The 25,297-nt window shown below is 35.7% G+C and carries 21 protein-coding genes and 2 pseudogenes; 7 read left to right on the forward strand and 16 right to left on the reverse strand.

Going from position 1 to position 25,297, the window contains the following annotated elements; genetic code table 11:
- The first annotated feature begins 186 nt into the window (after positions 1-186).
- Positions 187-496 (forward strand): annotated as a pseudogene (locus tag SSOP1_RS15375) (type II toxin-antitoxin system RelE family toxin).
- Here SSOP1_RS15375 and SSOP1_RS17870 read toward each other — a convergent pair.
- On the reverse strand, positions 453-584 hold the full coding sequence (locus tag SSOP1_RS17870; protein WP_269454404.1) for a hypothetical protein: 132 nt from the start codon (positions 582-584) through the stop codon (positions 453-455). The pseudogene SSOP1_RS15375 and the gene SSOP1_RS17870 sit on opposite strands and share 44 nt — an antisense overlap.
- Positions 585-1,332: 748 nt before the next feature.
- Positions 1,333-2,769: an aldehyde dehydrogenase family protein gene (locus SSOP1_RS15385; RefSeq protein ID WP_063492884.1), complete on the reverse strand. Its 1,437-nt coding sequence runs from the start codon at positions 2,767-2,769 to the stop codon at positions 1,333-1,335.
- An 85-nt stretch (positions 2,770-2,854) separates the two neighbouring features.
- Between SSOP1_RS15385 and SSOP1_RS15390 the strand changes: the two genes are divergently transcribed.
- The gene (locus SSOP1_RS15390) at positions 2,855-3,742 is read left to right on the forward strand and encodes a fumarylacetoacetate hydrolase family protein (RefSeq protein WP_063492885.1); all 888 of its coding nucleotides are present in this window, start codon (positions 2,855-2,857) and stop codon (positions 3,740-3,742) included.
- Positions 3,743-3,759: 17 nt separating this feature from the next.
- On the opposite strand, the gene SSOP1_RS15395 is transcribed toward SSOP1_RS15390, so the two are convergent.
- The gene (locus tag SSOP1_RS15395) at positions 3,760-5,181 is read right to left on the reverse strand and encodes an MFS transporter (protein WP_063492886.1); all 1,422 of its coding nucleotides are present in this window, start codon (positions 5,179-5,181) and stop codon (positions 3,760-3,762) included.
- A 609-nt stretch (positions 5,182-5,790) separates the two neighbouring features.
- Between SSOP1_RS15395 and SSOP1_RS15400 the strand changes: the two genes are divergently transcribed.
- The gene (locus SSOP1_RS15400) at positions 5,791-7,092 is read left to right on the forward strand and encodes an MFS transporter (protein ID WP_063492887.1); all 1,302 of its coding nucleotides are present in this window, start codon (positions 5,791-5,793) and stop codon (positions 7,090-7,092) included.
- Positions 7,093-7,094: 2 nt separating this feature from the next.
- On the opposite strand, the gene SSOP1_RS15405 is transcribed toward SSOP1_RS15400, so the two are convergent.
- Together SSOP1_RS15405 and araD are read right to left on the reverse strand one after the other, a co-directional pair.
- The gene (locus tag SSOP1_RS15405) at positions 7,095-8,429 is read right to left on the reverse strand and encodes a hypothetical protein (RefSeq protein ID WP_063492888.1); all 1,335 of its coding nucleotides are present in this window, start codon (positions 8,427-8,429) and stop codon (positions 7,095-7,097) included.
- 35 nt (positions 8,430-8,464) lie between these two features.
- Positions 8,465-9,586: an arabinonate dehydratase gene (araD, locus tag SSOP1_RS15410; protein ID WP_063492889.1), complete on the reverse strand. Its 1,122-nt coding sequence runs from the start codon at positions 9,584-9,586 to the stop codon at positions 8,465-8,467.
- Positions 9,587-9,678: 92 nt separating this feature from the next.
- Here araD and SSOP1_RS15415 point away from each other — a divergent pair, with 92 nt between their 5' ends.
- Positions 9,679-10,902 carry an HD domain-containing protein gene (locus SSOP1_RS15415; RefSeq protein WP_009989947.1) on the forward strand — a complete coding sequence of 408 codons (1,224 nt, stop codon included), beginning with the start codon at positions 9,679-9,681 and terminating at the stop codon, positions 10,900-10,902.
- A 71-nt stretch (positions 10,903-10,973) separates the two neighbouring features.
- On the opposite strand, the gene SSOP1_RS15420 is transcribed toward SSOP1_RS15415, so the two are convergent.
- From SSOP1_RS15420 to SSOP1_RS15430, 3 genes are all read right to left on the reverse strand, one after another.
- Complete coding sequence (locus SSOP1_RS15420; protein WP_009989948.1) at positions 10,974-12,923, reverse strand: Sip1-related alpha-galactosidase; 1,950 nt, start codon at positions 12,921-12,923, stop codon at positions 10,974-10,976.
- 243 nt (positions 12,924-13,166) lie between these two features.
- The gene (locus SSOP1_RS15425) at positions 13,167-13,568 is read right to left on the reverse strand and encodes a type II toxin-antitoxin system VapC family toxin (protein ID WP_009989951.1); all 402 of its coding nucleotides are present in this window, start codon (positions 13,566-13,568) and stop codon (positions 13,167-13,169) included.
- Positions 13,546-13,791 carry an AbrB/MazE/SpoVT family DNA-binding domain-containing protein gene (locus SSOP1_RS15430; RefSeq protein WP_009989953.1) on the reverse strand — a complete coding sequence of 82 codons (246 nt, stop codon included), beginning with the start codon at positions 13,789-13,791 and terminating at the stop codon, positions 13,546-13,548. Before SSOP1_RS15430 ends, SSOP1_RS15425 begins: the two co-directional genes overlap by 23 nt.
- 260 nt (positions 13,792-14,051) lie before the next feature.
- Between SSOP1_RS15430 and SSOP1_RS15435 the strand changes: the two genes are divergently transcribed.
- Positions 14,052-15,515, forward strand: a complete 1,464-nt coding sequence (locus tag SSOP1_RS15435; RefSeq protein WP_009989954.1) for an MFS transporter — start codon at positions 14,052-14,054, stop codon at positions 15,513-15,515.
- Between the two features lie 44 nt (positions 15,516-15,559).
- On the opposite strand, the gene SSOP1_RS15440 is transcribed toward SSOP1_RS15435, so the two are convergent.
- Positions 15,560-16,711 carry an LUD domain-containing protein gene (locus tag SSOP1_RS15440; RefSeq protein ID WP_009989955.1) on the reverse strand — a complete coding sequence of 384 codons (1,152 nt, stop codon included), beginning with the start codon at positions 16,709-16,711 and terminating at the stop codon, positions 15,560-15,562.
- Positions 16,704-17,603 (reverse strand): heterodisulfide reductase-related iron-sulfur binding cluster, encoded by a 900-nt coding sequence (locus SSOP1_RS15445; RefSeq protein ID WP_009989956.1) that lies wholly within the window; start codon positions 17,601-17,603, stop codon positions 16,704-16,706. The genes SSOP1_RS15440 and SSOP1_RS15445 overlap by 8 nt, the downstream gene beginning before the upstream one ends.
- A gap of 64 nt (positions 17,604-17,667) precedes the next feature.
- Between SSOP1_RS15445 and SSOP1_RS15450 the strand changes: the two genes are divergently transcribed.
- Entirely contained in the window at positions 17,668-18,297 is a 630-nt protein-coding gene (locus SSOP1_RS15450) for an MBL fold metallo-hydrolase (RefSeq protein ID WP_009989958.1), read from the forward strand.
- A 1-nt stretch (position 18,298) separates the two neighbouring features.
- On the opposite strand, the gene SSOP1_RS15455 is transcribed toward SSOP1_RS15450, so the two are convergent.
- Entirely contained in the window at positions 18,299-18,517 is a 219-nt protein-coding gene (locus SSOP1_RS15455; RefSeq protein WP_009989960.1) for a hypothetical protein, read from the reverse strand.
- Positions 18,518-19,208: 691 nt separating this feature from the next.
- Positions 19,209-20,342, reverse strand: a pseudogene (locus SSOP1_RS15460) (ISH3 family transposase).
- Positions 20,343-20,658: 316 nt separating this feature from the next.
- Between SSOP1_RS15460 and SSOP1_RS15465 the strand changes: the two are divergent.
- The gene (locus tag SSOP1_RS15465) at positions 20,659-21,144 is read left to right on the forward strand and encodes a MaoC family dehydratase (RefSeq protein WP_009990919.1); all 486 of its coding nucleotides are present in this window, start codon (positions 20,659-20,661) and stop codon (positions 21,142-21,144) included.
- Here SSOP1_RS15465 and SSOP1_RS15470 read toward each other — a convergent pair.
- From SSOP1_RS15470 to SSOP1_RS15485, 4 genes are read right to left on the reverse strand one after another with little or no spacing between them, the layout of a single operon-like run.
- Positions 21,137-21,637, reverse strand: coding sequence for a hypothetical protein (locus SSOP1_RS15470; protein ID WP_009990918.1), 501 nt, complete (start codon positions 21,635-21,637; stop codon positions 21,137-21,139). The two genes, SSOP1_RS15465 and SSOP1_RS15470, sit on opposite strands and share 8 nt — an antisense overlap.
- A gap of 9 nt (positions 21,638-21,646) precedes the next feature.
- Positions 21,647-23,044, reverse strand: a complete 1,398-nt coding sequence (locus SSOP1_RS15475; RefSeq protein WP_009990917.1) for a hypothetical protein — start codon at positions 23,042-23,044, stop codon at positions 21,647-21,649.
- Entirely contained in the window at positions 23,044-24,696 is a 1,653-nt protein-coding gene (locus tag SSOP1_RS15480) for a hypothetical protein (protein WP_009990916.1), read from the reverse strand. The genes SSOP1_RS15475 and SSOP1_RS15480 overlap by 1 nt, the downstream gene beginning before the upstream one ends.
- The gene (locus tag SSOP1_RS15485; RefSeq protein ID WP_009990915.1) at positions 24,693-25,256 is read right to left on the reverse strand and encodes a hypothetical protein; all 564 of its coding nucleotides are present in this window, start codon (positions 25,254-25,256) and stop codon (positions 24,693-24,695) included. Before SSOP1_RS15485 ends, SSOP1_RS15480 begins: the two co-directional genes overlap by 4 nt.
- Positions 25,257-25,297: the final 41 nt, after the last annotated feature.

Below are 25,297 nucleotides of genomic sequence, written 5' to 3' on the forward strand. Positions count from 1 at the left end.
TATCTAACTTCTCCTTATAATTAAGAGTTCGGCCTTTACATTATCTTCTATATCTATCGAAGTATAGGTTCAAAAACCTCCCTTAGAATTCAATTATGATAAAAATCTTTAGTTACCATTATTATTTCTAGCAAGATATTAAACGAAAATAAAAAGATTTTTAAATGTGTTTTCTTTTATTTTATTGTGGTTTGTGAGGAGTGGATTGCAAGGTTTATGTTCAATAAGATAATAAACAGTTTAGAAGAATTAGCGGAATATTTGCTAGATGAATTTGAAAGCGATAAATTGGTTATGCTTATTCTGGAATAAGGTATTACTAATATTTGATAGTCCTTTTAAATACGCCAGAGAGAAGCTGGGAAAGGATAAGTACGGAAATCCCATGTTCTATAGAAGTTACGGGGGATATAAGGATACTTTATAGTGTTGATTCAAAAACTGTATCGTGTTTATTTGGAAGATGGGATCTCATAAGAGGGTTTACGGTCCTTAGCCTTTTTCTTAACAATTTCCTTAAGCTTAATTATTTCCTCCTTGTCCAATTCAACATAATAGTATTCCCCATCTTTTCCGGTCTTCATAATTATATGTTTGTCATTAGGCATTAAAAAGGATATGCTAATTTCTCTCATCGAATTTTAAAAATATATTATAGTAGTATAGGTGCATATATTGGAATCCAAGCTTCTCTTTATGTTAGAAAAATTTTAAAAATACAGTTTACTTTATAAAAATTCCTTCTTCTTTTATTTTATGGAATATTTCAATATTAGCTGATAAGGTACAATAAACACAAGTAAGAAGTGAGATAATACAACATACATACGTAATGTACTGATAAACATACAATACTATATGTATTTGAATTGAATCAAATATTCCTATAACTAAGTAAACTCTTACAACAAAAGAATGCGTTAATATCGCAGCTACGGTTGTCAAAACACTCAAAATAATAAATGATATAAGAAGAATTTTCTTGTTTACATTTTATTTATCTAAAAAGCCTTAAAAATACTCTTCCTTTTCCCATATCACCACATGAGAACTGATCTCGAAATGAGAAATTCAAATCCCTTGATATTTAGATGAATGAGTTGAGCTACATTAACGGTAACCTCATAGTGTTTTCTAACAGTAGTCAGTATAGGAACTACCATTCTACTGATCAGCCACTTTATGGTCCTTTATAGTCTTAATACTTAAAATTTAGGTTTCGGATTTTTGAAATGGAAGATAACCGACTTTATCTTCCTTATCCCTCTAAAGCTATATAATAAAACCTTTACTGTAACGTTTCAATTAAGATTGATGAGAAAAAGGGATCAATTACCAACCTTCATACACGGTCTTCTCCTTAAGATAAAACTCCAGAGCCTCTTCTCCCATCTCTTTCCATGTGGTTGCTCCAGAATTCTTAAATCCTCCAAATGGTGCTTGTAATTCCAATCCAACTGTGGGCTTATTAACCTTTATAACTCCTGCTTCTACTTTACTGACAAACTCATTAATTGCCTTAATATCGCTTGCCACTATTCCAGCTGTATGTCCGTAATCTACAGCATTAACTAGCCTTATGGCCTCGTCTAAATCTTTAGCTTCAGTTACACTTAAAACTGGACCGAATATCTCCTCCTTAAATAGTCTCATGTCGGGTGTGACTCCTTCGAATATTGTAGGTTCTAAGAAATATCCCTTTCCGGATAGTGTATTTCCGCCATAGACTAATTTAGCACCTGCACTCTTACCGTACTCTATGTACTCTAAGTCTTTCTTAAATTGGCCCTCATCTACAACTGGACCCATGTCAACGTCTTCAGTACCTGGTCCTACTTTCCACTTTTTAACTCTTTCCAGTAGTCTTTGTCTAAATTGACTATATACGTCTTTATGAACTATTAACCTACTTGTTGCAGTGCATGACTGGCCAGTTAGTCCAAATCCTCCCCTTACTGCTAATTCAGCAGCTAACGTTAAATCAGCACTCTTATCTACGTATAGTGCATTTTTACCTCCTAGTTCCAATTGAATTCTGGTCATTCTATTTTTATTTCCTACAAGTTTATAAATTCTCTTACCTACCTCAGTTGATCCAGTAAAGGATACCGCTGCTATGTTTTCATCAGTTACTATTGTATCTCCCACCTCACTTCCTTTACCGACAATTAAATTCACAACTCCATCCGGTAGCCCGGCTTTAGATAATACATCTACTAATTTAGCAACCATTAATGGTGTTTTCGACGCTGGTTTTATTATTGCAGTGTTACCAGCTGCTAGAGCCGGGGCTAATTTCCACACCGGTATTGATAATGGGAAATTCCATGGAGTAATTAAGGCTACTACGCCTAAGGGTTCCTTTACTGTAAATATCCTAGTATTAGGATCTGCTGAAGGGAGCGTTTTTCCAGATATTTTAAATGCTAATGCCCCATAAAACTTAAGCAAATTATAACTCCTAACTACCTCAAACATGCTATCCTTTAGGGTCTTACCCTCTTCCAATGTCATCAATAACGCAAATTCTTGAGCTTCTTGTTCCATTAATTCCCCAGCCTTGAGTAATATTGCACCTCTTTTGGGTGCCGGAGTCTTTGACCATTCGTCGAATTTAGCTACAGCCTTGTTTATGGCCTCCTTGACATCGTCTTTTGTATGTGTTCTAATTTTAGCTAATATGTGATCCCTATCGGCTGGGTTAATGTCAATGTATTCCTCTCCACTGCCCTTAATCCACTTGTCAGCTAATTCTTGATACGATTTCATATTAACTAAATCACCTTAATGGTTTTTATTTTGCTATGCTAACATGTTTACTACCAACTTTATTAAACGCTGAACGCATTTTATCATGATGAAATTATTTAGAGTTGTAAAGAGAGGATATTATATAAGTTACGCAATATTAGATAATAGTACAATAATAAGGTTAGATGAAGACCCGATTAAGACTTTAATGAGGTATGCGGAAAATAAGGAAGTCTTAGGAGATAGAGTTACTGGAATAGATTATCAGTCATTGCTTAAGAACTTTCAAATTAACGATATTAGAATAACAAAACCAATGGATCCTCCAGAAGTCTGGGGATCTGGAATATCATATGAAATGGCTAGGGAGAGGTATTCTGAAGAGAACGTAGCTAAAATATTAGGCAAGACAATTTACGAAACAGTTTACGATGCAGTTAGACCAGAGATATTCTTCAAGGCTACTCCAAATAGATGTGTGGGACATGGCGAGGCAATAGCGGTAAGAAGCGATTCCGAGTGGACACTTCCAGAGCCGGAATTGGCAGTAGTATTAGACTCCAATGGTAAAATCTTAGGCTATACCATAATGGATGATGTTTCCGCCAGAGATTTGGAGACTGAAAATCCTCTCTACTTACCGCAATCTAAGATATACGCTGGTTGTTGTGCCTTTGGACCAGTGATAGTTACCCCAGATGAGATTAAGAATCCATATGGACTTGATATCACTTTAAGGATTATGAGAGATGGTAAAGTGTTTTTTGAAGGATCAGTGAATACAAACAAAATGAGAAGGAAAATAGAAGAACAAATAGAATACTTAATTAGGGATAACCCTATACCAGATGGGACAATTCTAACTACAGGTACTGCCATTGTTCCAGGTAGAGATAAGGGACTTAAAGATGGAGATATCGTGGAAATAAGTATAAGTAATATTGGGACACTCATAACTCCAGTTATAAAAAGAAGAAAAAAATTGTTATAATGTATTTTTTAAAAAAATCAACTAGACTGTTGGGTACTCTCTTCCAATTCTTCCACATCTGCTAATTTGTATGTCCTTGTATCATAACCTATTATTAAACCCACTATCCCCGTTAATATACCATAAACTGCTAAACCTAACGTTAAGGAAACTGGATTGTATGTAATACCTAGAATCCCTATTAAAAGTCCTATAACTGCAGCTAGTTTCACCCAAAAATATCCCCACCCTGCAGCAGTTCCCCTCTCTTTAGCTCCAAAATATGCATTTATGGATGTCATACCTTGACTAGCCGGACCTATGACGTGGAAGAAAAAGAACAAGAAAGAGAATACTGCAAAGTATATTAAGGGTAGATGATAGATATAAGTAAGTGCAATTAATCCTACTGAAATACCCTCACCTACAGCCCCTATCACATACTGAGATTTAGTACCTATTCTAGGTGTTAGCCATGCAGTTAAATAACCCCCTATTACTCCTCCACTATATAAGAAAGCTGAAGCGATAATTGCAGCTAAAGGTCCTGCTAATTTTAATGCCAATAAGATGTAAGGTACATAAAATCCAAATGTATAAAATATGAAGCTTTGTTCGAAATTACCATTAAATGCATATATTAATTCTCTCCATTTAGTTTTTCTAAATATGCTGAAAGCACTTTTTAATCCTCTTGCTGGAACTCTTATATTTAGATCTACATCTGGTACATCAGCTAGATCAATTCCGTAAGTCTGCTTTAATATTCTTTTCGCAGTAGCTAATTTGCCTTGATATGCAAGCCAAAGAACAGATTCTGGTATTTTACTTCTTAGTAATAATATTATTATTGCCAACAGTCCTCCAACTATCATGATAATTCTCCATAATAATGGTGATGTTAAATCACGCGTAACAAAGTAAAATGGAACTACAATAAAAGCTATTGTGACTTCGTACATAATATACCATTGTATTTGCCATAAATTTGACCAGAATAATCTTTGCTTTTTTTCTAGATATTCGAATATATATGCAAAACCGGTAGCAGTATCTGCACCTAATGCAAAACCTAATAATCCTCTAAAAATAGTTAGCTCAGTAATATCAGTAGATAAACCACCTAAAATTGCCATAGCTACAAAAAGTATCATATTTAAGATGAACATGTTTCTTCTGCCTATACGATCATTTAACCAACCGCCTATTACTGCCCCTATGACAGCACCTAACTGAACAGCGGCTATTGCGAAAGAAATCGCAATTGCAGGTTGTTTAGGAAATGTAGCTTTAAGAGATGCAGTACCAAAAGTCAGTGAGGCGAAATCATACGCATCAAGCCATAAACTAGCTAACGCTAAAATTATTATATACCTTGCAGTTATGTTCTTAGTACCAAGTACTACATCATATATCTTTTTTATACCTTTTTCTATCTCTTCTTTAGAATATTGCGACATATCCTTCTTAAAAGAAACTATAATTATGGATATATTTAAATATATAGCTTTACCAGTAAAGATTCTTAATATGCCTTATTTTTTTGTATATCATGACATAATTTTAAGGAAAAATTATTCATCAGATTCCTAATAATTCTCAGAAGGGAACTTTACTTAAATAAGATTTAATATATACAATATTATGCCTTAACCCTTGAGCTTAATCGAGGTTGCAGTAAATTCTTCTTTGGTCCATTAACAAGATAACCTATTATATAGAAGGCCTCGACTAATATCCGTTTACGAATGTCATAAGACATTTGAATTTTTACGTCTTTTCGCCATCACCTATACGTAATATATGTTCACATTTAGTAATGCATTGAATACTTTCTCGATCTAATGACCAGCATTATAAACTATATAGTTAATTAGAAACTTCTGACTGTAACTAAAATGTTCTTCTTAATTTAAACCTAAAGTTATTTAATACAAAAAGATTTTACCAGAATTATATCTTTCAATTTTTAGCTATACTATCGAGAGCTTGATTTAAATATACATTGTATAATTACATATTTTTGGTAAATAGTAAACTTTATTAATTATTGAAGAATAAAGTCTTTTATGGGAGGAAGGGAAATAAGTACGACTCAAGTGATTAAGGTAGCCGTAGGTACTTCCCTAGGTACCACAATAGAATGGTACGATTTCTTCCTATATGGTTACGCAGCCTCACTAATATTTCCTAAACTATTCTTCCCCCCAACCTACTCTCCAATAACGGCTTTACTAGTATCCCTCTCTACATACGCAGTGGGATTTGTTGCAAGACCAGTAGGCGCAATGATTTTCGGACATCTGGGGGATAAATTAGGTAGAAGAACGGGATTGCTATGGGATTTAATACTAATGGGTATAGGAACTGGGATAATAGGCTTACTACCAGGCTATTCTTCCATAGGTTTTCTGGCCTTAACAATTGCAACAATCTCTAGAATTCTACAAGGTATTGGCGTTGGTGGTGAATGGGGAGGAGCCACAACTTGGCTAACTGAATACGCTGCAAAATCAAGATGGAGAGCTTTTTGGGGAAGCTGGGTTCAGCAAGGGGTACCCATAGGCTTACTATGGGCTTCCGCAATGTTAGGTCTTTTTGCATCTTTTCCAAGCAATTCACCTCTCTCATTATTAAATTATGGATGGAGGATAGCTTTTTGGGTAGGAGCTATCGCAGCAGTAATAGGTATAGTAATAAGATTAGCATTATTGGAGAGCCCATTATTTGAAAGAGTAATAGAAAAGGGAGAAGTATCGAAAGTACCATCAATAGAAGTTTGGAGGAAATACTGGAGCAAAATACTTCTATTGGCTGCCTCATGGGCAGCTCAAAACGCGGGATTCTATCTATATTCGGTCTATTCAGTAACCTTTCTTGCTGGAATAGGTTTCCCTAAGACTCTCGGCCTCTTAAGTGTGACAATATCCGCGCTAATAGGCATATTCATAACGGTACTATTTGGAATCTTAAGCGATAGAATAGGGAGAAGATTAGGAATGATGATAGCGTTTGGATTTGGCTTAGCCTTTAGTTTTCCGTACGTTCTACTGCTATTTTCAAAATCATTTTCGTTAGTACTTTTGGCACAAGTACTCATGGTAGTAGCAGTGCTTGGATCTTACGCTATAATTCCGGCTTTCTTCGCTGAGAATTTCCCTACAAAATATAGGTATTCTGGAACTGGTTTATCTTACCACATGGCAGCGCCATTTGCAGGTGGTCTTGCCCCCATAATAGTCGCCGATCTAGTAGGAGAGAATTACTTAGGAAATTGGTGGGCATTTAGTGCGGTTTTCTCTGCTTACTTCATTATATCATTAATTGCACTAGCTGTACTTAAAGAGACTAAAGGGAAGGAGATGGATTAAAGCTAGCACTGTAAAAATCCATCTTTTAATTCCTTATTTTTTGATAACCACTCCAATACAAGTTCCCTATTTTTCTTGCTTAAGTAAATGAAGTTTCTACACAATGTCTTCCCTAGTTCTGTTGTTAACTTACTATTTAAAGAGAGAAGTTTGAATAGGTCAAAGTCATTTATCCTTCTCCCAATCTGTTCAATAAAAGGTTGTAAATAGTCTTCACGTTTGATTATCAACTCTAATACCTTCTCTTTATTATCGAAAAAGAATACCGCATTGAAAGTAGTTAGAAGTCCATTAGCGAAGTTATCATTAGATAAGGCTAAATCCAAAACTCTTTCTTGGTCTTCTTTCTTCAATTCATAAACCCTACCTCTAATGAAACCAATGAAACTTCCTAAAGACTCACTTATACCTTCCCCAAACCCACGTGCGAAATCGGGATTTCCTTGAGACATGTTAAAGGCAAGACTCTTTAAATCTTCAGTCAAATAGGGTAAAGAATTTCCGAAATTTCTACCTAATACTCTAGACAATTCTGAATCACTCTCTCCTACCTTAATTATTACATCCAAGAATTCGTCTTCCAATAATGAAAGATCAATTGATGATAGAAATCCTGTAGCGAATTCTTTATTTTCTTTCACCTTTTCTATGATCTTCTTCTTCCAGTGGTACGATAAGTTTTGAAAACCCTTTCCTATACCTATGCTAATACTCGGAAAATTGAGTAATTTTTCCTTCATTTTATCGTTAACCTCATAAAGCCTATAGCCTATTATTTCGTCAATCTCCTTAATTTTATTCAAGAAATTCTCAATATTATCTACCTTGTTTAAGTTAACGGTTTGTAAAAACTCATAGAGGAACATTGAATTGTCCTTAAATATCTCTAATATCTGTCTCCTAATCTCAAAAGGTAATTTATCGAATTGTCTCGCGATATTACTCCCCACATTTGGTATATGCTTTAATTGCGATACGTTAATCGCCAAGATCTTCATGATATCTGGATATTTGTAAAGTTCTAGATTGGCTAACATTTCCATTGCCATAACTAGGTTTAAATTTCCCAAATAGAGTACCAAATCCCTATCTAACTCATTCCCGTCCATTCCTCTCGCTATTCCCCTACATAAGCTATGATAATACTCGCATGAGTTGACAAGGACTTTTAATGTTTCTTTATTAATTCTATTTACAACCTTTCCTATACTTAAACCCAACTGATAGAAATTAACATCCCTATCCAGTCTATTCCAATTATCAGTAGTTAATATTTGAATTAATGCCTTAGCATAATCTGTAGGAAGGTTAGAAAGTAAATCTCCTATTCTCTCCACAATAGAAATTTTTAGATATTAGGATAAAAAAGAGTTCATGATTTACACTTATACTCTTCAAACACTCCATCTCTAATTGTATAGCCTAACCCCGGTCTATCCGGAACTACTAAATGACCATTATCAATTTCTATATTCTCTTTGAATATTTTATCTCTTAGATCATTTTTCCTTAGATGCATCTCTATCCAAGGTGAATCTATTGCAGCAGCCACGTGTAAATTGCCAATAAGGGATATACCACCAGCTGAATAATGTGGAATTAGCGGATATCCCATTATCTTTGCCATATTGCCTATCTTCACCATTTCAGATATTCCACCAGTCCACATTACATCAGTTTGTACAATATCTACTGCCCTCTTCCTCATTATCTCATAAAATTCCCATCTAGTGTAAGCAGTTTCGTAACCCGCTATTGGAACTTCCAGCTCCTCGGCTAGTCTTGCACTTAAATCAAGATAATCAGTTTGAATTGGCTCCTCGAAGAACCAAATTCCTAACTTCTCTAATCTTCTTCCCATCTCTAGGGCTTCTTCAAACGTATAAACATTATTAGCGTCCACAGCTATTTTTACTTCCTCTCCAACAACTTCCCTTATAGCCTTAAGCCTCTCGATATCCTCCTCCATGGTTTTAGCGCCAATCTTTACCTTAATTCCCTTAAAGCCCATCTTAACGTAATACGCTTCCTCATCTCTAAGTCTTTCAAGATCCTTCTTTTCGGAATAATAACCGCCAGTTATGTAAGCTCTTACTTTCCTTTTACTACCCCCAAGTAACTTATAAATTGGCTTCTTTGCCTTCTTCCCCATTATGTCCCATAGAGCAGTATCTACACCACTAATTCCAGCTATCACTATTCCTCTTCTCCCGAACCTTAAGGTAGCTTTATACATTTTATCCCATAGGTGCTCAATGAGTTCCTCATCTTCTTTAAGGAGCAATGGCTTTAATACTCTCTCTATTGTAACTTGAACTACATCAGAGCACCCGTATGCCAATGACTCACCATAACCTACATAACCGTCCGAAGTCTCAATCTCGGTCACTACAATCTCCATTGGATGCTCTGCTAAACCTTTAATTGCTAAAGCATCCCTTTCATCATTTATCCCTTCGTAGCACAACTTATACGTTCTGATATCTTTTATCATGATAATAAGTAGCCCATATTGCTTATAAACATGAATCCTAACAAGGTAAAGTTTGAGAGAAATTAATAAGTACTTTTGCAGATTTATTTTTCATGAAGATTATAAGAGACCCAATCCACGGTTACATTGAGGTTGAGGATTTTGTATTACAGATTATTTCAACTGAAATATTTCAGAGGTTAAGACATATTACACAAACCGGTTTAGCTTACTTAGTCTACCCCGGAATGAGGCATACCAGATTTGAACACAGTTTGGGAGTTATGCATTTAGCTAAAGAACTTACCAGATACATTAAGATAAATTCTGAGCAATATACTGATTTAGATTTCATTAATGAGGAATATTTGAAACTAGTAGGTTTGTCGGGATTACTTCACGATATAGGACATCTACCCTTTTCTCACACTTTTGAAAATGCCCTATCCTTAGCCAAAGAGGTTTATGGGATTGATGTGGAATATTATGGTAAGAAAACTCACGTTATATTTGGGAATAGAGTCATAGACTATTACTTGGGTAATTACCTAGATAAGCTGTCTAAGAATTACGATGTTGTGAACTTTGTGCAAAGAGTGATATCCTCTACTCCAAGGACTAAGGAGGAAAGCCTAGCCTCACTGATAATTTCAAGCCCCTTAGATGCGGATAGGGGAGATTACTTACTAAGGGACTCTTACTTCGCCGGAGTTGGATACGGAAACTTCGACATTGAGAGGATAAAGAGATCCCTAATTTACGTTAATGGAAAGTTGGCAGTATTGAAAAAGGCCATCCCAGTGGTAGAGCAATTCCTCTTAGCTAGAATGTACATGTATGAGACCATATATTTTCATAGTGTAGTAGGGTTATATAACGCAGTCTTATCCCACGCAGTTGTTAAATTGATACAAAAAAATCTTATACCTAATGTTGCTCCTGAAAACTACTTAAAGCTGAATGACGTTGTAATCATGTCTAAATTAAATGAGGCAGGAAGGGAATTCTTCGATGCGATAGTATATAGAAAGGGCTTTAAGAGATACAAGAAAGACCTAACTGGTAACTGTTATGAAACATTGGAGAAGAAAAGAAAAGAGATCAATGAGATAATGAGGGAGAATAATGGATTAATATTATATCATGACTTTTATGATGTGCCGTATAGTGAGGATGAAATTTTTGTTTACGATGACGATGAACTAAAACCGCTAAGTACTGAGTCTAAAATTGTCTCATCCCTAACTATTATTAAAAAGGGTATCGTAGGATACCATGAGAGTGCAGAGGATAAAATGAAAAAAATTTATGAAATTTTACAAGAGTGTCCCCTTTGAGGATTAATCTCTCATGAGCGTTCATGAAAGCGTATTTGTATGGAAATGATATTACTGTTCAAAAATAAATCTCATTCTATAGTAACTGGGATTCCTTCCCTCGCCTTAACTTCGTTTAGTTCAGTGTCTTTGACATATAGTAATGTGCCATCTGCCTTAGGAATTACTACGTTATCACTGACTATTACAGTAAATGGTGGTAAAATATACTCTCTTAAACCTATTACTCTGTTACTCTTCGGAAAAGTAATAACAACCTCGGCGTCAAGCTCTCTTAGCTTAACATTAAATTTACCTACTCCGAATTCCCCAGAGAATACTTTGTAGTAGTAATAGTCCTCGTTATTATTATACTCTTCCTCTACCTCACCACTATTTAAGTTAAAGAAAGCAATGGCGTTATACCCCTTTACCTTACCCTTGAGCTTCAATAAAACCCTTTCCCTTAATGGGTCTTTAAACAATAAATCCTCAGTTATTAAAGCCGGCTCATCTACTCTAATAACTTCACCATTTGGGAGGACTGCCATTCTCAGCAGTTCGATGTTTGTCCTCTCTGGATGTCTATCCGTTATATAAATTGGCCCTCCGCTGAAAACTCTTGCAACTAGATGAACCTTTGCGTAGGGATCATAAGACATGAACATATCGTAATCTGGATAAACTATATGAGATGTTAACAAGGAATTATAAGCATTAAACATAATGTGAAGTTTTGTCCCATCCTTCCAGAAGGGTACGTAGTCTATAGAATTCCTCATCACATTACTATAAAAATAGTTACAATAATTTTCAGGATTCATTGACATGCAGTTTATAACGTCCTTCCCTACTGAATATTGCAAAGCAATTTGAATATTCCTACTAGCTAGACCTATTGGGAAGCTATCATATATTGCGTGAATTACCCATTGATTATCAACCTTAACGAGATCGAAGTCCCTTAAGATATTTCCATCAAAGGCTTTGTAAAAACCTATTGCATCCTCAAGATTTGGAGATGGTACGTAACTATTGAGGAAATTGGTGAAATATCCATTAACGTTGAGTGATTTCATTAACTCTTGAGACATCCCTCCCCAATGCGCATTTATGGCGTGCCATAGACCAACATATTTAACACCTAAAGACTTTATTGCTCTTACAGTATTTTTAAATCCATTTGGGAATTTCTTGTTGTCAGGATTTAAACTCCTTATCGCCCTATCGTTATTTTGGTCTTGCCAACCATCATCTATTATTACCCAATTTAACCTCAGTCCCCTTTCGATTATCCCCTTTACAACTTTAATCAAATTCTCCTCATTGAGATCTTTAGTTAAAAACGCATTCCAACTACACCATCCTAGCCCATTCATTACTTTGTCCGGAAATCCCTTTTCCTTTCTCAATTTGAAAGTAAAAGTTTCTTTTGACGCAATATTTATTGCATTCTCTATCGCCTTATACGGATTATCTGAAGTACCAATAGAGAGGAAATAACTCCTCTTAATTTCGTCAGTATTAAAACCAGTGTAGAGTCTAACTGAGTCTCCAAAAAGATATGCCGTAACGTAATTGTTAGAAAGTGTGAAGAACGCTTCATAGGAATTTCCACTCTTAACTAACGCAAAAACAGTGTAATCTGGAATATTGTTAAAGACGGGATAAAGCCAGCACGGATATGTCCTTATGTACTTTTCATGGTCAAGGCTTTTAATATCATACTTTAACTCTTTAGGAGGTTCAGTGACGGGTTCCATGTCTATTGCCAATTGATTATAATACGTAAAGGCTTTCCCATATACTTCAGAGTAAATTTGCTGAGTAGTTAGTGAGAGAATCTGATCAGCCTTCAGGTTAAGCTTTAATGTAATGGGAAATTTAGATAGTTTGACAAATGACTTCCCCTCTATGCTGTATATTTTACCGTCATTGTTATACTCTTTTGTATTAACCTTAACTATTGCTAAATTCTCGCAATTTCCGTTACTGTCACACTGATATTTATTCCCATTCTCGTCTTCTATCCAAATCATCATAATAGTAATTCATCATTATGTATAAAAGTACTTTACCCTATAACGCTCATAACGTTGTCCGATTTGACAAAAATTGGGAAAATTATCACCACTATAATATTTCATGTGATATGATGTGTACTAAATTCAATTGCAAGGAAAGATACATATAAAGCAATTTTAGATGATTTTAGTGTAGTTTAAAGCAGAAACAGAGTCCGTAGCTTAATGGTTATACTCTCAAATACATTCAATTGGTCAACTTTAATCTAAAGGAATTTTTATTGTTTCAACTTCTTTAGTCTTTTCTATGTCTTCGTCAGTTGTGATAACTTTCCCTTTGACTTCCTTTGCTGTAGCTATTAAAAACGCATCAGCTAGTGATAGATAAGAATATTTACTCTTCAATAAAGCGGCATTTTCAGTTATTCTTTCATTAGGAGATATTACTTTAATTGGAGAATTTCTAATATATCTATGCCTAGCTATCGCAACATCTTTCCCCTTCTTTAAAATATAAATATAGAGGAGTTCAGCTAAATTTACCTCACTCATATAAATTATCGCATCGCCTGTATAAATTTCTTCAAAATACTTTTTAATTTCTTTTCTTCCGGCAAATAATAAAGATAAAGGTCCTGCATCAAGAACGTATTTCTTTCTCAACTTCTTTCCTCCTTTCCTTAATTATTTCCTTAGCAATTTCTAAAGCCTCGTCTCCGTCTATTCCAAAAAGATCCAAAAGCGTCAAAGGTTTCTCTATGCTTATCCTATCTCCATTAACAATTAATTCTATTATATCTCCCTCTTTTATTCCAAGCTTTTCCCTTATTTCTTTAGGAATAACTATTATTCCTTTTTTATAAACCTTTACTCTACGTCTTTCCATAAATAGATGTTAAATTGTAAGTATAAATGTTTAACTTAGCGCTAGTTAAAAGTTTAACCTATTCTTATCTTTTGGACCTTATAGTTTATGCGATTTAGTTTAAGAGTTATTAGTGTGAGAAAGGGCATCATCATTTTCACCCCTCACAAAGGTGAACTACTCTTTACATGTAAAACCTATTATTATGATGGTAAAGTCGTTCGGATACATTAAAAGTCAATGAAATAAAGTTTATAAAGTACTCAAAAAGATATATCTTAATGTCCGACAATTACGATCTAAAATACGCTTATAAAGCACTGTTTATCTTAGCTCCAATAGCGATTGCAGTAATGTACACTGAAGCAATGCTAATACCATCTTTGCCCACGATTGCGAACGACTTTAACGTTAATTCAGCAACTGTAAGTTGGATTTTAACCGCATATCTAGTTAGCGGAGTAATTTCAAATCCCATTGTAGGAAAACTAGGTGACATTTATGGAAAGAAACGTATATTAGTTTACGTAATGATAATCTACACAATTGCAGTTACATTCAATGGATTCGCACCGAACTTTACATTGTTCATAATTTTCAGAACAATTCAGGGAATTGGATTAGGAATGTTTCCACTAGCGTTTAGCCTAATAAGGGAAGAATTTCCTCCACATTTAGTCCCTAGAGCCCAAGGTATTGTAAGCGCAATGTTCGGTATAGGCTCAGCAATAAGTTTGCCAATAGCGGCAACAGTGGCTCAAGATTTAGGATGGCAATATAATTACCACTTCATAATACCATTTGTAATATTACTAACTTACTTAACATCTAGGGAAATTAGAGAAAGCAAGTACACTAATCCAAACACTAAAATCGATTACATAGGCGCTTTAATATTGGGACTCTCTTTAGCATTAATGACAATAGCACTTTCAGAGGCTCCTACTTGGGGTTGGTTATCCCTTAACTTTTTAACAACAGTGCTTATTGGAATATTCCTCTTCTTTGGATTTATACTATACGAAATTAGGGCCCCATTTCCATTAATTTCAATAAACTTGTTAAGGGAAAAGAACGTATTAGCTGCGAATATAGCCGCATTTGTAGCAGGGTTTGGAATCTTTATGGCGTATCAAGCAATAACTTATCTCCTTGAACTTCCGAATCCAGTAGGATTCAACCTAGATATTCTCACCACTGGACTGCTAATGTGGCCCGTATCATTAATGCAAATGATAGGAGCCCTATTATCCTCTAGACTTATACTGAGAACTGGTACTAAATTCATAGTAGTAATTTCATCCATCATTTTATCGTTCTTCTATTTCATTCTAGGTTTACTAGCAATAGGAGGATCCTCAAATAATCTTGCTACGATAATAACACTTTCCTCCTTAGCTACGTTAGGAGCTGCAATGCTTAACGTTGTATTAATAAACATCCTAACCTTTTCAGTTGAAAGAAGAGTATTAGGAATTGCGACTGGAATGAATACGGTATTTAGACTCATCGGAGGAGCTTTTGGACCATCTATTGCTGGGTCTCTATTATCAACTTACTATCAGTATTTAGTATATCCAATGATACTAAATGGTCAAGAAACGTTTTTACCAGTTCAACTTCCATCCGATTACGCATTCCAACTCACATTCTTTATAGCATCAGTAGCCGGTTTAATGATGGTTATAATAGGAAGCATGACAAGGGATATAAAAATAAGAGGAACTATAGTATCACAAGAATAATATATATAGTAGTAATCAGCTCTGCAAAAAGCTTTTTCTCGTCATCACTCCTTTGTCCCAGCCCTCATCATACTGAAGTACTTATTTTTCAAATATTCTAATACCTTAGGAATATTTATTTTCATTGGACATACCTCCCTACAGTTACCGGCATGAGAACAAAGTAAAGCTGGTTTATAATCGTTATATACTATACCACTCCACATTGCTCCCATTGGACCAGAATATGGAGGATCACCCCATTTACCATCTAAAACTCTGTAGACTGGACAATGGAAATGACACCTCCCACATCTTATACAGAGTAACGCTTCCCTCAACACCGGATCTTCATTAGCCTTTCTCCTACCATTATCAACCAAAATCAAGTGAAACTCCTTGGGACCATGAGCTGGAGAAACTCTCTTTTGCTCAACATCACCAGTCGATGAAGGACCAGATGTAACGTTTATGTAAGTTGGGGGATATAAACCAGCATAAGCTGCTTGAACTAAGGCTTCGTAAATTGCGTATTCTAAGTTTGGCAAAATCTTCTCCACACCAGTGATCGAAATGTGTACTGGAGGAACTACACTACTCATCCTTATATTTCCCTCATTCTCAACTAAAACAATAGAACCAGCATCTGCAGCTACCGCATTAGCCCCAGTAATTCCTATATCAGCAGTTAAGAACTTCTGCCTCAAGAATTCCCTAGCGACTTTAACAATATCCTCATGCTTATCTCCAGGATCTACACCTAATTTCTCCTTTATCAGTTCTCTTATCCTCTCCCTAGTCATATGAACAGCTGGGGCAATTATGTGAGAAGGAGGCTCATCAGCGAATTGTATAAGCAGTTCACCTAAATCAGTCTCCCAAACCTCATTCCCTAAGGACTGCAAATATTTCCTAATCCCCGTCTCATATGCGACCATTGACTTACCCATAACAACCCTCTTACCATTACCGACGATTTTACCAACAATTTCCCTAGCTTGCTCAGCGTTTTCCACAAAATATGCCTTACCTCCAATCCTCTCCACAGATTTCATGGTCATCTCTATGTAATAATCTAAATTGCTAAGAACCTCCAATTTTCCCTCTCTAACCTTCCTAGCTAGATCTTCTAAATACGGGTGTTCCCTCAGTACCTTAAATACTCTAGGAACGTTATGCTCTACTCCCCTCTTTATCGCAATATCCCAATCATTCACCACTTATCACCTCTGCGAAATCGTAAGCCTCCACATAAGGAGAGAGATTAGCATAACAGAATGGACAAGCTAAGAGCACCTTATTGTGAACACTCTTTAATGCCTCAGCTCTATTTCTAGCTATCTTATCACTGGTTTCCTTATTTATCGGGGCTAAAGGACCCCCACAACACATTGAGGTTTCCTTCCCAGTTATCATCTCATCCTCCTTCAATACTATTCCACTACTCTTAATCACTTCCCTAATGGAATCCCTCATCCCTAGAAACCTCGAATAAAGACAAGAATCATGAAATACGAAAGTACCCTCACCCTTAACCTTAACGTTTTTAATAAGTTCGAAGTAGTTCACAATCTCCACATTCCACGATGGCGAGAGCATTTCCTTTATCCTAAAGAGCGTATAATGAGTGTGGGGGTCTACAGTAATTATCCTCTTAACGCCATGGGAGTCGAAAACTTCAACCAATTTCTTAGCGTATTCCTTAAATTCCTCCACCATGCCCATTTCAAGTAAGATTGTACCACTGTAGGGCTCATCCTCATATAAATAGCCGAAATCAACACTAGATTTTAGAACTGAAGCAATATTCCTCAAAATCTTATATGAACGTGTATCCTTAGGCTTGTAGAAGACCTTCAATATCGACGAAAATCTTTCTACACCCTTAAATTTGGATAATGCAGGCAAAATTTCGTCAAATCTCTTTCCCAATTCAGCCAACTGATAGGAACAGCCAGTGTAGATTATCGTCTCCCCTCCTCTCCTTATATTTAAACCATTAGCCCATTCGTAACAAACACTCCTATTTACCGGAAATGGAAGGTAATCCTCCATTAAATATTTCACTAGATTCTTTCTAATGAAATTGAGCTGATCTTCGTTTATCATTAAATTGTATTATCAACTCCTCATATAATAAGTTTTTATCCTAACGTGTGTAAGATTATATATAATGATTGTTAAAAATTTCATTACTGGACCACTTGCAACAAACTCTTACCTAGTAATTGCGGGAAAGGAAGGGGTAATAATAGACGCTGGAGGAGATATGAGCGAACTAATACAAACAGTGAGAAAAGAGAAAATCAACATAAGGTATATAATAGCAACGCATGGTCACTTTGACCACATCATGGGAGTGAACCAAATAAAGAGGGACTTCCCTTCATCAACTTTCCTAATTAACGAAAAGGACTTAGGATTACTAAAGAGGGCTAGTAGTATGGCACAGTCTTTCCTTAACCTATTAATTTCAGATGTGACTAAACCTGACGGTTTTGTAAAGGAAGGTGATGAAATAGAACTAGGAGGGGAAAAGTTGAAAATTATTGAAACTCCAGGTCATACCATGGGAAGTATCTGCATTATAGCAAATGGATACATATTCACCGGGGATACGTTATTTTACGGAACTGTTGGTAGGACTGACTTAGGTGGATCTGAAAAATTACTGAGAGAAAGTTTAGAAAAACTGAAGAAATTACCAGATGAGATAATAGTTTACCCAGGGCACGGTCCATTTACAGTATTAGGATATGAGAAAGTAAAGAATCCTTTCCTAACCATGGACATATTGCCATAAGTTAACCCAGCTTACTTTCCAACTTATTTTTCAAATCATCTAAAAACACACTTAACTTCCTAGCCACCTTTTTCTCCTGTATTGATTGAATCTTATCTGTTATTTCGTTCAAAAGTTCTTCTGCATCTTCACACTCATCACAATCCTCAGATGAACAATTAACACATTCGTCCACTAACTTTTCAGCCTTATCCAGTAGTTTTCTAACCTCACTTTCCATACCTCTATATATTATGAGGTGCTATATAACCATTTAGCAAGAAATGCCTTGTTAATGTGTTTTCCTAGTGAACTACAATCATACTCGTTTCTACTAATGTATGATTATACAATTTAGGAATGATTCAATTATTCATTGCGAACTCACTTTATTTTCAAAGTTTACTACGAATTTGACTTAATGAAAACTACTGACTAGCAGAAACACGTATTTACCAATATTAACATTTTTATATCTACATTATTCACAAATTACAATTGACAAAGGAGGGCTGAATCACCACCAATTTAGATTCTCGACTACCCTTGAATATTCTGGAGAACTCTATAAGCCAGTTTATCCCTACACTATCATTTCACTTATTTTATATCTATTCGTAATCAAGTGTAGGGACTTAGTCCTCAACCACCCTTACTGGATCAGGAACTCCTTCGAGTCCAACGGCACAGGGCTCACATAAATGCTTAACCTCATCCAACCCTTTTTGGAATCGCCCACGTCAGTATGGGAATCTCATTTTTCTGATATAAATGATAATATATGTAAGATTGAACCGTACCAGTTTTATTCAAATATAACTGCATATATTTTATGAAAATGACAGTTAATAAGTCAGTTTTCAATAGCAGAATATAAATATTAGGAATTAATTTCACGTAGCTGGAAGGAGGTGCATAGGGTTAGCTGGAGTCTAGGGGAATGGCGTCTTCACTTCACGGAACGCGCGTCCTTGTTCCACTCTTACCTCCCTAGTGCTTTCAGAAAGTTTATAGCTTTAGACAAAGGATATACCACTAGATCATAGTCTAAGAACTTTTCCAAAATACTACCGATCGAGGAGATTCGAGAGGGAGACCGAGAACTCCCACAACTTAACCTTCCTCCAAGAACGGATCAAGAACCAGACATTCAAGAGAAGATAGGAAAGCAGAACGAGAACCAGTTCCTTCCTCACGTCACAAGTCCTAGTCCTGACCCTAAACTCCTCAAGAGAGCGAAAAGCATTCTCAATCCCCCACCTCTCCCTATACATCTCGGCAAGGACTATGGCATCATAAAGATCCATCTCCCTCCTCACGAGGAAGGCAATAATCTTGCCGTCTTCCTTCCTCAGAATAATGAGATAAGCTCCACTCCCATGTCTCACGCAGAGAAATCCAGTATATCTAACTCCGCCAAAACTCACATCCACATCCTGCAACATCCCCTTGTACTTCTTGTACATCTGGGCCTTGGCAGATATGACGAAGTCCAAGCCCAACTCCAAGAGGAACCTAATCACTTCGTTCACTGCGAACTCCCTGTCCGCGAAGACCATGACGAGCCTCAGCTTGTCCTCCTCCAACTCCTTCACGATTACCTCCATCACCGCCTTGAAACCTTCAGCTACGTTCTTCACGGTCACTGGGATCACGTCCAAGAAGCTCCTCGTCCTCCCCAGGAGGAAGATCGCAGCTTGAACCAGTCCCCACGACGTCCCCTTAGTTGGCTTTATCCTACTCAAGAAACTCTTGTCAGCGTGGTATTGAGGTATGGCATGGAAGTCCACTGCTACCCTCCTGTCCCTGACTCCCCTTAACGTCATCCTCCCCATCTTCCTCAACGCATCCCTCACGTCCTCAACTTGAACCGCGTTCAACTTTCTCAACGCTCTTCTCCCATCTTTTCCCAACCTGCTCAAGTAGCTCCCACTTGCCTTAAGCAAGGCACTGAGGAGTTCCTCAGGGAAAAGTATTTTAGTGAGGACCGAGTAAATTATCTTGAGGGCGGACCTGGCGAAGTCCCGGTTGAACTTCGCCGGTTTAGTTGTATTCTCATGTTTCATATGTTCAAGTCCGCCCTCGTATATACAAACTTTTCTACAGAAATTCTCATCCTCTCAACTTTTTCTGTATTTCATTCATCTCGTTTTTTACGCAAAAAATGAGATTCCCATACTGACGTAGAATTAGAATTACTGAAAAATAATGAGAAAAATGAATATAAAAAGATCTATGTTAACATGAAAAGGATTCAGCCCCTAAGTGGCTAAAACTCTATATGCTACGCTTCTAACAAACCTAATCTGAGGAATTTTCACTGTGAAATCATCTTTCTCTCTCCCTTAAAATACTTAAAAGCTTAAATTAGTTCTTATAATTATGAGCCAAGAAGAGAGTGGACCATTCTTTGAGGATTTCAAAGTTGGTCAAAAATTCAAAAGCAAAGTTGGGAGAACAATAACAGATGTTGATAATATTTGGTTTACACTTTTAACAAATAATTCTAACCAAATTCACTTTAACAAGGACTACACAGAAAAGTATTTTCCGGGTGAACCTTTTAACGGTAGGCTAGTTGTGAATGGCTTCCTAACCCTCACAATTGTAGCTGGACTATTAGTTGAGCAGACAAGCCAAAATGGGTTTATGCTGGGAATAGAGAACGTTAAATTCCTCCACCCAGTATTTTCTGGTGACACAATTTACGCTGAGGCTGAGGTCATTAAGGTTAGGGAATCTAAGAGTAGACCAGGTTTCGGGATAGTCAAGATAAGATCGTATGGATATAACCAAAAAGGAGAGAAACTCATAGAGTTTGATAGAGTATTTATGGTGAGGAAAAGAGGTGCAAAGTGGTCTAGCTAGTGAAGGCTGTTTCGTTAGGGTAAACTTGAGCAAACACTGTAACGTTATAACCACTAATTTGGAGGACAACAGGATAGTCCCATACGTATCCTGGTAATGAGAAATTGTAAATTAGGGGCTGTGGAAGGTTCCCATTAATAGGATTTGCTTGCCCATTAGCTATTATGAAAGGTATTACTTTAGAAGTAATATTATAAATCACACCACCCTTCATGTAATAAACACCAGTTAACGTATAGTTAGCATTACCCTTCAGTACAATGAGAGTAGAATTAGCCCAAACTGAACTTGAAGAACTTTTTGGATAAGTAGAGTTGAAGAATATTAGAATTCCACCACCATTTATCTGATTCTTTAGAACTTGAACATAGTCTAATTGTTTGGCTGAAGGTACAGAGTAATTACTAAGTATATAAAATAAGGGAATGACTATTAATACTATTATTATTATAGCGATTATAAAACCAATATATTCAGACTGAGCCTTTCTCATGATTACTCACTACGACAAGGATGTCCAATATATTATTATATCGTAGTAAACTTCTATATTCATTGGTTGATTTATTATGACATAAGAAGGAATATTTGGAAATATGTATTCAAAGTAAGTTCCATTAGAGTACTGGAATGTTACTGTTTGTGCACCATAAGAATAGGGTATATTTACTATACCAGTGGGAGAAAAACTATAGTTTCCGCCTATTATCCAATAATATTTATTATAATTGTATACTGTGTCATTTAAGATTAAATTTACACTTCCTGGTAACTTATAACCATAAATATAAATCTCGTAATAATTATAATTGTTATAATATTTTATATAAACTACAGGAGTTTGCGAACTTGAGGGAGGTATAAATAGTATAAATGATCTTGCAGTATAGACATTTCCATTATAAGTAGAGTTTGAGTAAATATAGTGCTTTATTATTCCTTGCTGTTGCTGAGTTGTATCATTAAACTGTAATGTATATAACGTAATGTTTACATAGCCTGCAGGAACTTGAACAGTATAACTTCTTGTAATAGTGTAGTTGCTTCCATCTATATTTACAGTAATTGGAACGTTAGGATCATTAGTACAAATTTTAAGGTTAACCGTGGTTGTTATCACACTATAATTGGCTATTAGCACAAGGGGTTGACCTTGTAAGGTCACTTTAACTCCTTGAGTTGTTGTGGAATTAAGAGTACCTGAACCCAATTTTATCCAGTTATAAAATACTCCAGTTACTATTTGACCCTTACTGTTTTGATAGTAAACGTATTGTGGGGCTTTCACAGTAAAAGTGCCAGTTTGATTAGGAAAAGCAACTGGAGTAGTATAATTCTTAAGTGACCCGTAAATATTAGATGTAATATTAGCTGAAACCGATAATGGACCGTTTTTAGTATAGATTTGTGCTAATATTTCAACTCCACCTTTACTTGCTGTAGCAAATGGTCCTATTGACGATCCAGGTTGTAGGAAGAATATGTTACCTAAAGAAGTTACTATAATTATAGGTTTACCAGAAGTATAGCTTGGCAAATTTATGAGCTGCCCTTGAGATACTACTAAAGGATACTTAATTGAGGTTACGTTTACCCATATTCCATTAGAGTTAAGATAGAGGATAGAAACTATAGTCAAATTCGAAGGAGGTACAAAAGTACCATTTGAGTATATTAGGAAAATAGAACTACCATTATAATAAAGGGAAGGGTGACCAGTAGTTACTTGAGATATTTGAAGGTTTTTTAGATAGACGTAATTGTTAACAACCGACTGAGTGACAGCATTATATTGTGATGAATATTCCAAGTAATATAACATGGGGACTAGAACCAACAATATTATAAATATTAAAATTATTACTGAAATCACATTCGATAATCCCTTATTCATTATCATTACCCCCCATCTTGGTAAGGTTCTCCATAGTATTCCCACTGCTGATAATTTATCAGTATTGTGGGTGAGTTAATATATATTATCCCATAGTTACCTTCATAAGGCTTAGGAGAATAGTTATAAGGAGTATATAGGTTGTATAATGTTAGGTTGTATAATGTTACGTTTGTTGGGTAAGAAAGAAGATAGCTCGCGTTAATTTGACCAAATTGAAACGTACCATTCATCTCATTTAAATAATCTAATGTGATCAATAAATTCGTACCAGCTTTAAAGTAGATTTTCTCTGGTATATAATTCTGAGGATTACCTAATACTATTTGCTGATCGGTTCCTATTTGAACTTGTAATAATTGTCTTGCTATGCTCCCATTAACTGGCGTATTGTTATATGTAGCCCATACCCCGTTCGGAAATTGAAAATAATTCATCGCAATCACTAAATAGTATATCGAATTATTATTATAATTAGCTGTTATTTTTCCACTACCATTAACGAAAACTGTATAGGAGTTTATTACACTTATTTTACTAGTGTTTGTTGATAAACCTTGGAGTTGATAACAATTTATTTGACCACCTTGTATCGTCACTTCTCCATTATTCTGTTTGGATAAACCATTCTTAATTGGTACTGCATTATAAGCGCTTTGGTAGGCACTTGAGGTATAGTTAAATGTTATATTGTAATATGATGGGAATTGTATTATATGATAGCCATAAGTTAATTGTAATTTTATCCCATTAGAGCCTATATAGTATTGTTTACTATCTATTAACACTGGTATTGTTTTATTAAGTGAGGTTAAGGTAACTTGATTATTATTCTGATTTATAGTGCTTCCTAGTGGTAAACCATTAGTATTTATTAATACATTAAATTTCTGTAACTGCGCCTTATATATCGCAGTCAAAACTAGGGGTCCGGTTACGGTAAAAGCGGTAGAAAGTTGAGAAGGCGAATTCAGATTCCCATATCCTACTAGGGTCCAGTTCTGGAATGTAGCGGTCAACCCATAACCTTGTAAGAATATGGTAGAACCGTTCTTGTCACTAATCGAATACGTACCAGGATTTAGATAATAGACTTGTGGAGTTAAGAGTGACGGGTTTGCCCCTAAAATCACTTGGACGCTTACTGGAATTACTTTGCTTCCATTTATTACAAATGCGGTAACGTAAACCGGTATCTTACCCGAAGGTCCCGATATGGTAACTGTGGTAACTGAAGTGTTTGGATTTAGGAAATAGAAGTTGGCTTGAGAAGACACTATTATGATAGGCTGGTTGAATGCAACACGTGGCAAATAAATGTTCTGGTTTCCAGCTACTACTATTGAATTTTTGAGAACTGGAACCCATATACTACCGTTGAAATAGTATATTTGTGTTATGTTAAGTGGATATGGTATTGAGTTATATAGAAATTCCAGATAAGGATGAATAGAGGAATTATAATATATGTTGGGATTTCCTCTAAATACTTGATTTTGCTCATTCTTCTGAAGTTGTTGATAACCAGTACCGGCAATCTGCCCTTGACTTGAGTATATTGGAGTTGAGTTAAATATTAATAATGCTGGTATTAATACGGAGAGGAGAATTATGAGCGTTATTATTAAGAATATTGCGGAAGATAATGCTTTCTTCATGTTGAAGGCACCCCCGTGAAGGTATACCCTATTCTAAACCAATAACCATTTGAGTTATATAACACCCAGACAATTAAAATATAATTACTCCCACCAACTCCATTTACCGTTATAGTAACTGGAGTATTAAAGGGCACTGTGTATGCTGTTATTTGAGAATCATAAATTATCCTACCATTTACATCGTATATTGGAATACTTATTGTAAAGCTTTTGGCTAATTTTTCGTTTGATAAATAAACTGAAAATTGTGGAGGTGACTGAGGTGTTACTAATCCCACATCTTGCTGTAAATATGAAGGTTCTGGGAAGACTATTAAAGTAATGTTTCCAGATATTGCTGGATTATACGCTTCAATTACTGTACTAGCACTACCTGAGTTAAATATTAATGGCCCTACTGACACAGTTGTTGAAGAGGATATGGAGCTAGCTTGCTGTTGAGCTAAACTGAATATCTCATGAGGTATGAAATATGAAGTTACGAAACCAAATAGTACTAATCCTATTAAAACTACTGCAATAATTATAATGAACTCTTCCGTAACCTCTGAAGGCATATCTATTCTGTATATTAAGAAAAAGTTATATATAAATCCTC

The sequence above is a fragment of the Saccharolobus solfataricus genome, assembly GCF_900079115.1.
Classification (GTDB): Archaea; Thermoproteota; Thermoprotei_A; order Sulfolobales; family Sulfolobaceae; genus Saccharolobus; species Saccharolobus solfataricus.

Bases quoted from the DNA above. Each gene is read 5' to 3' on its own strand.
- SSOP1_RS15385 (WP_063492884.1), bottom strand. From the start codon at position 2,769: ATGAAATCGTATCAAGAATTAGCTGACAAGTGGATTAAGGGCAGTGGA.
- SSOP1_RS15445 (WP_009989956.1), bottom strand. From the start codon at position 17,603: ATGATAAACGAAGATCAGCTCAATTTCATTAGAAAGAATCTAGTGAAA.
- SSOP1_RS15420 (WP_009989948.1), bottom strand. From the start codon at position 12,923: ATGATGATTTGGATAGAAGACGAGAATGGGAATAAATATCAGTGTGAC.
- SSOP1_RS15400 (WP_063492887.1), top strand. From the start codon at position 5,791: ATGGGAGGAAGGGAAATAAGTACGACTCAAGTGATTAAGGTAGCCGTA.
- SSOP1_RS15415 (WP_009989947.1), top strand. From the start codon at position 9,679: ATGAAGATTATAAGAGACCCAATCCACGGTTACATTGAGGTTGAGGAT.
- SSOP1_RS15435 (WP_009989954.1), top strand. From the start codon at position 14,052: ATGTCCGACAATTACGATCTAAAATACGCTTATAAAGCACTGTTTATC.
- SSOP1_RS15430 (WP_009989953.1), bottom strand. From the start codon at position 13,791: ATGGAAAGACGTAGAGTAAAGGTTTATAAAAAAGGAATAATAGTTATT.
- SSOP1_RS15485 (WP_009990915.1), bottom strand. From the start codon at position 25,256: ATGCCTTCAGAGGTTACGGAAGAGTTCATTATAATTATTGCAGTAGTT.
- SSOP1_RS15465 (WP_009990919.1), top strand. From the start codon at position 20,659: ATGAGCCAAGAAGAGAGTGGACCATTCTTTGAGGATTTCAAAGTTGGT.
- SSOP1_RS15395 (WP_063492886.1), bottom strand. From the start codon at position 5,181: ATGTCGCAATATTCTAAAGAAGAGATAGAAAAAGGTATAAAAAAGATA.
- SSOP1_RS15450 (WP_009989958.1), top strand. From the start codon at position 17,668: ATGATTGTTAAAAATTTCATTACTGGACCACTTGCAACAAACTCTTAC.
- SSOP1_RS15480 (WP_009990916.1), bottom strand. From the start codon at position 24,696: ATGAAGAAAGCATTATCTTCCGCAATATTCTTAATAATAACGCTCATA.
- SSOP1_RS15470 (WP_009990918.1), bottom strand. From the start codon at position 21,637: ATGAGAAAGGCTCAGTCTGAATATATTGGTTTTATAATCGCTATAATA.
- SSOP1_RS15475 (WP_009990917.1), bottom strand. From the start codon at position 23,044: ATGATAATGAATAAGGGATTATCGAATGTGATTTCAGTAATAATTTTA.
- araD (WP_063492889.1), bottom strand. From the start codon at position 9,586: ATGATAAAAGATATCAGAACGTATAAGTTGTGCTACGAAGGGATAAAT.
- SSOP1_RS15390 (WP_063492885.1), top strand. From the start codon at position 2,855: ATGATGAAATTATTTAGAGTTGTAAAGAGAGGATATTATATAAGTTAC.
- SSOP1_RS17870 (WP_269454404.1), bottom strand. From the start codon at position 584: ATGAAGACCGGAAAAGATGGGGAATACTATTATGTTGAATTGGACAAG.
- SSOP1_RS15455 (WP_009989960.1), bottom strand. From the start codon at position 18,517: ATGGAAAGTGAGGTTAGAAAACTACTGGATAAGGCTGAAAAGTTAGTG.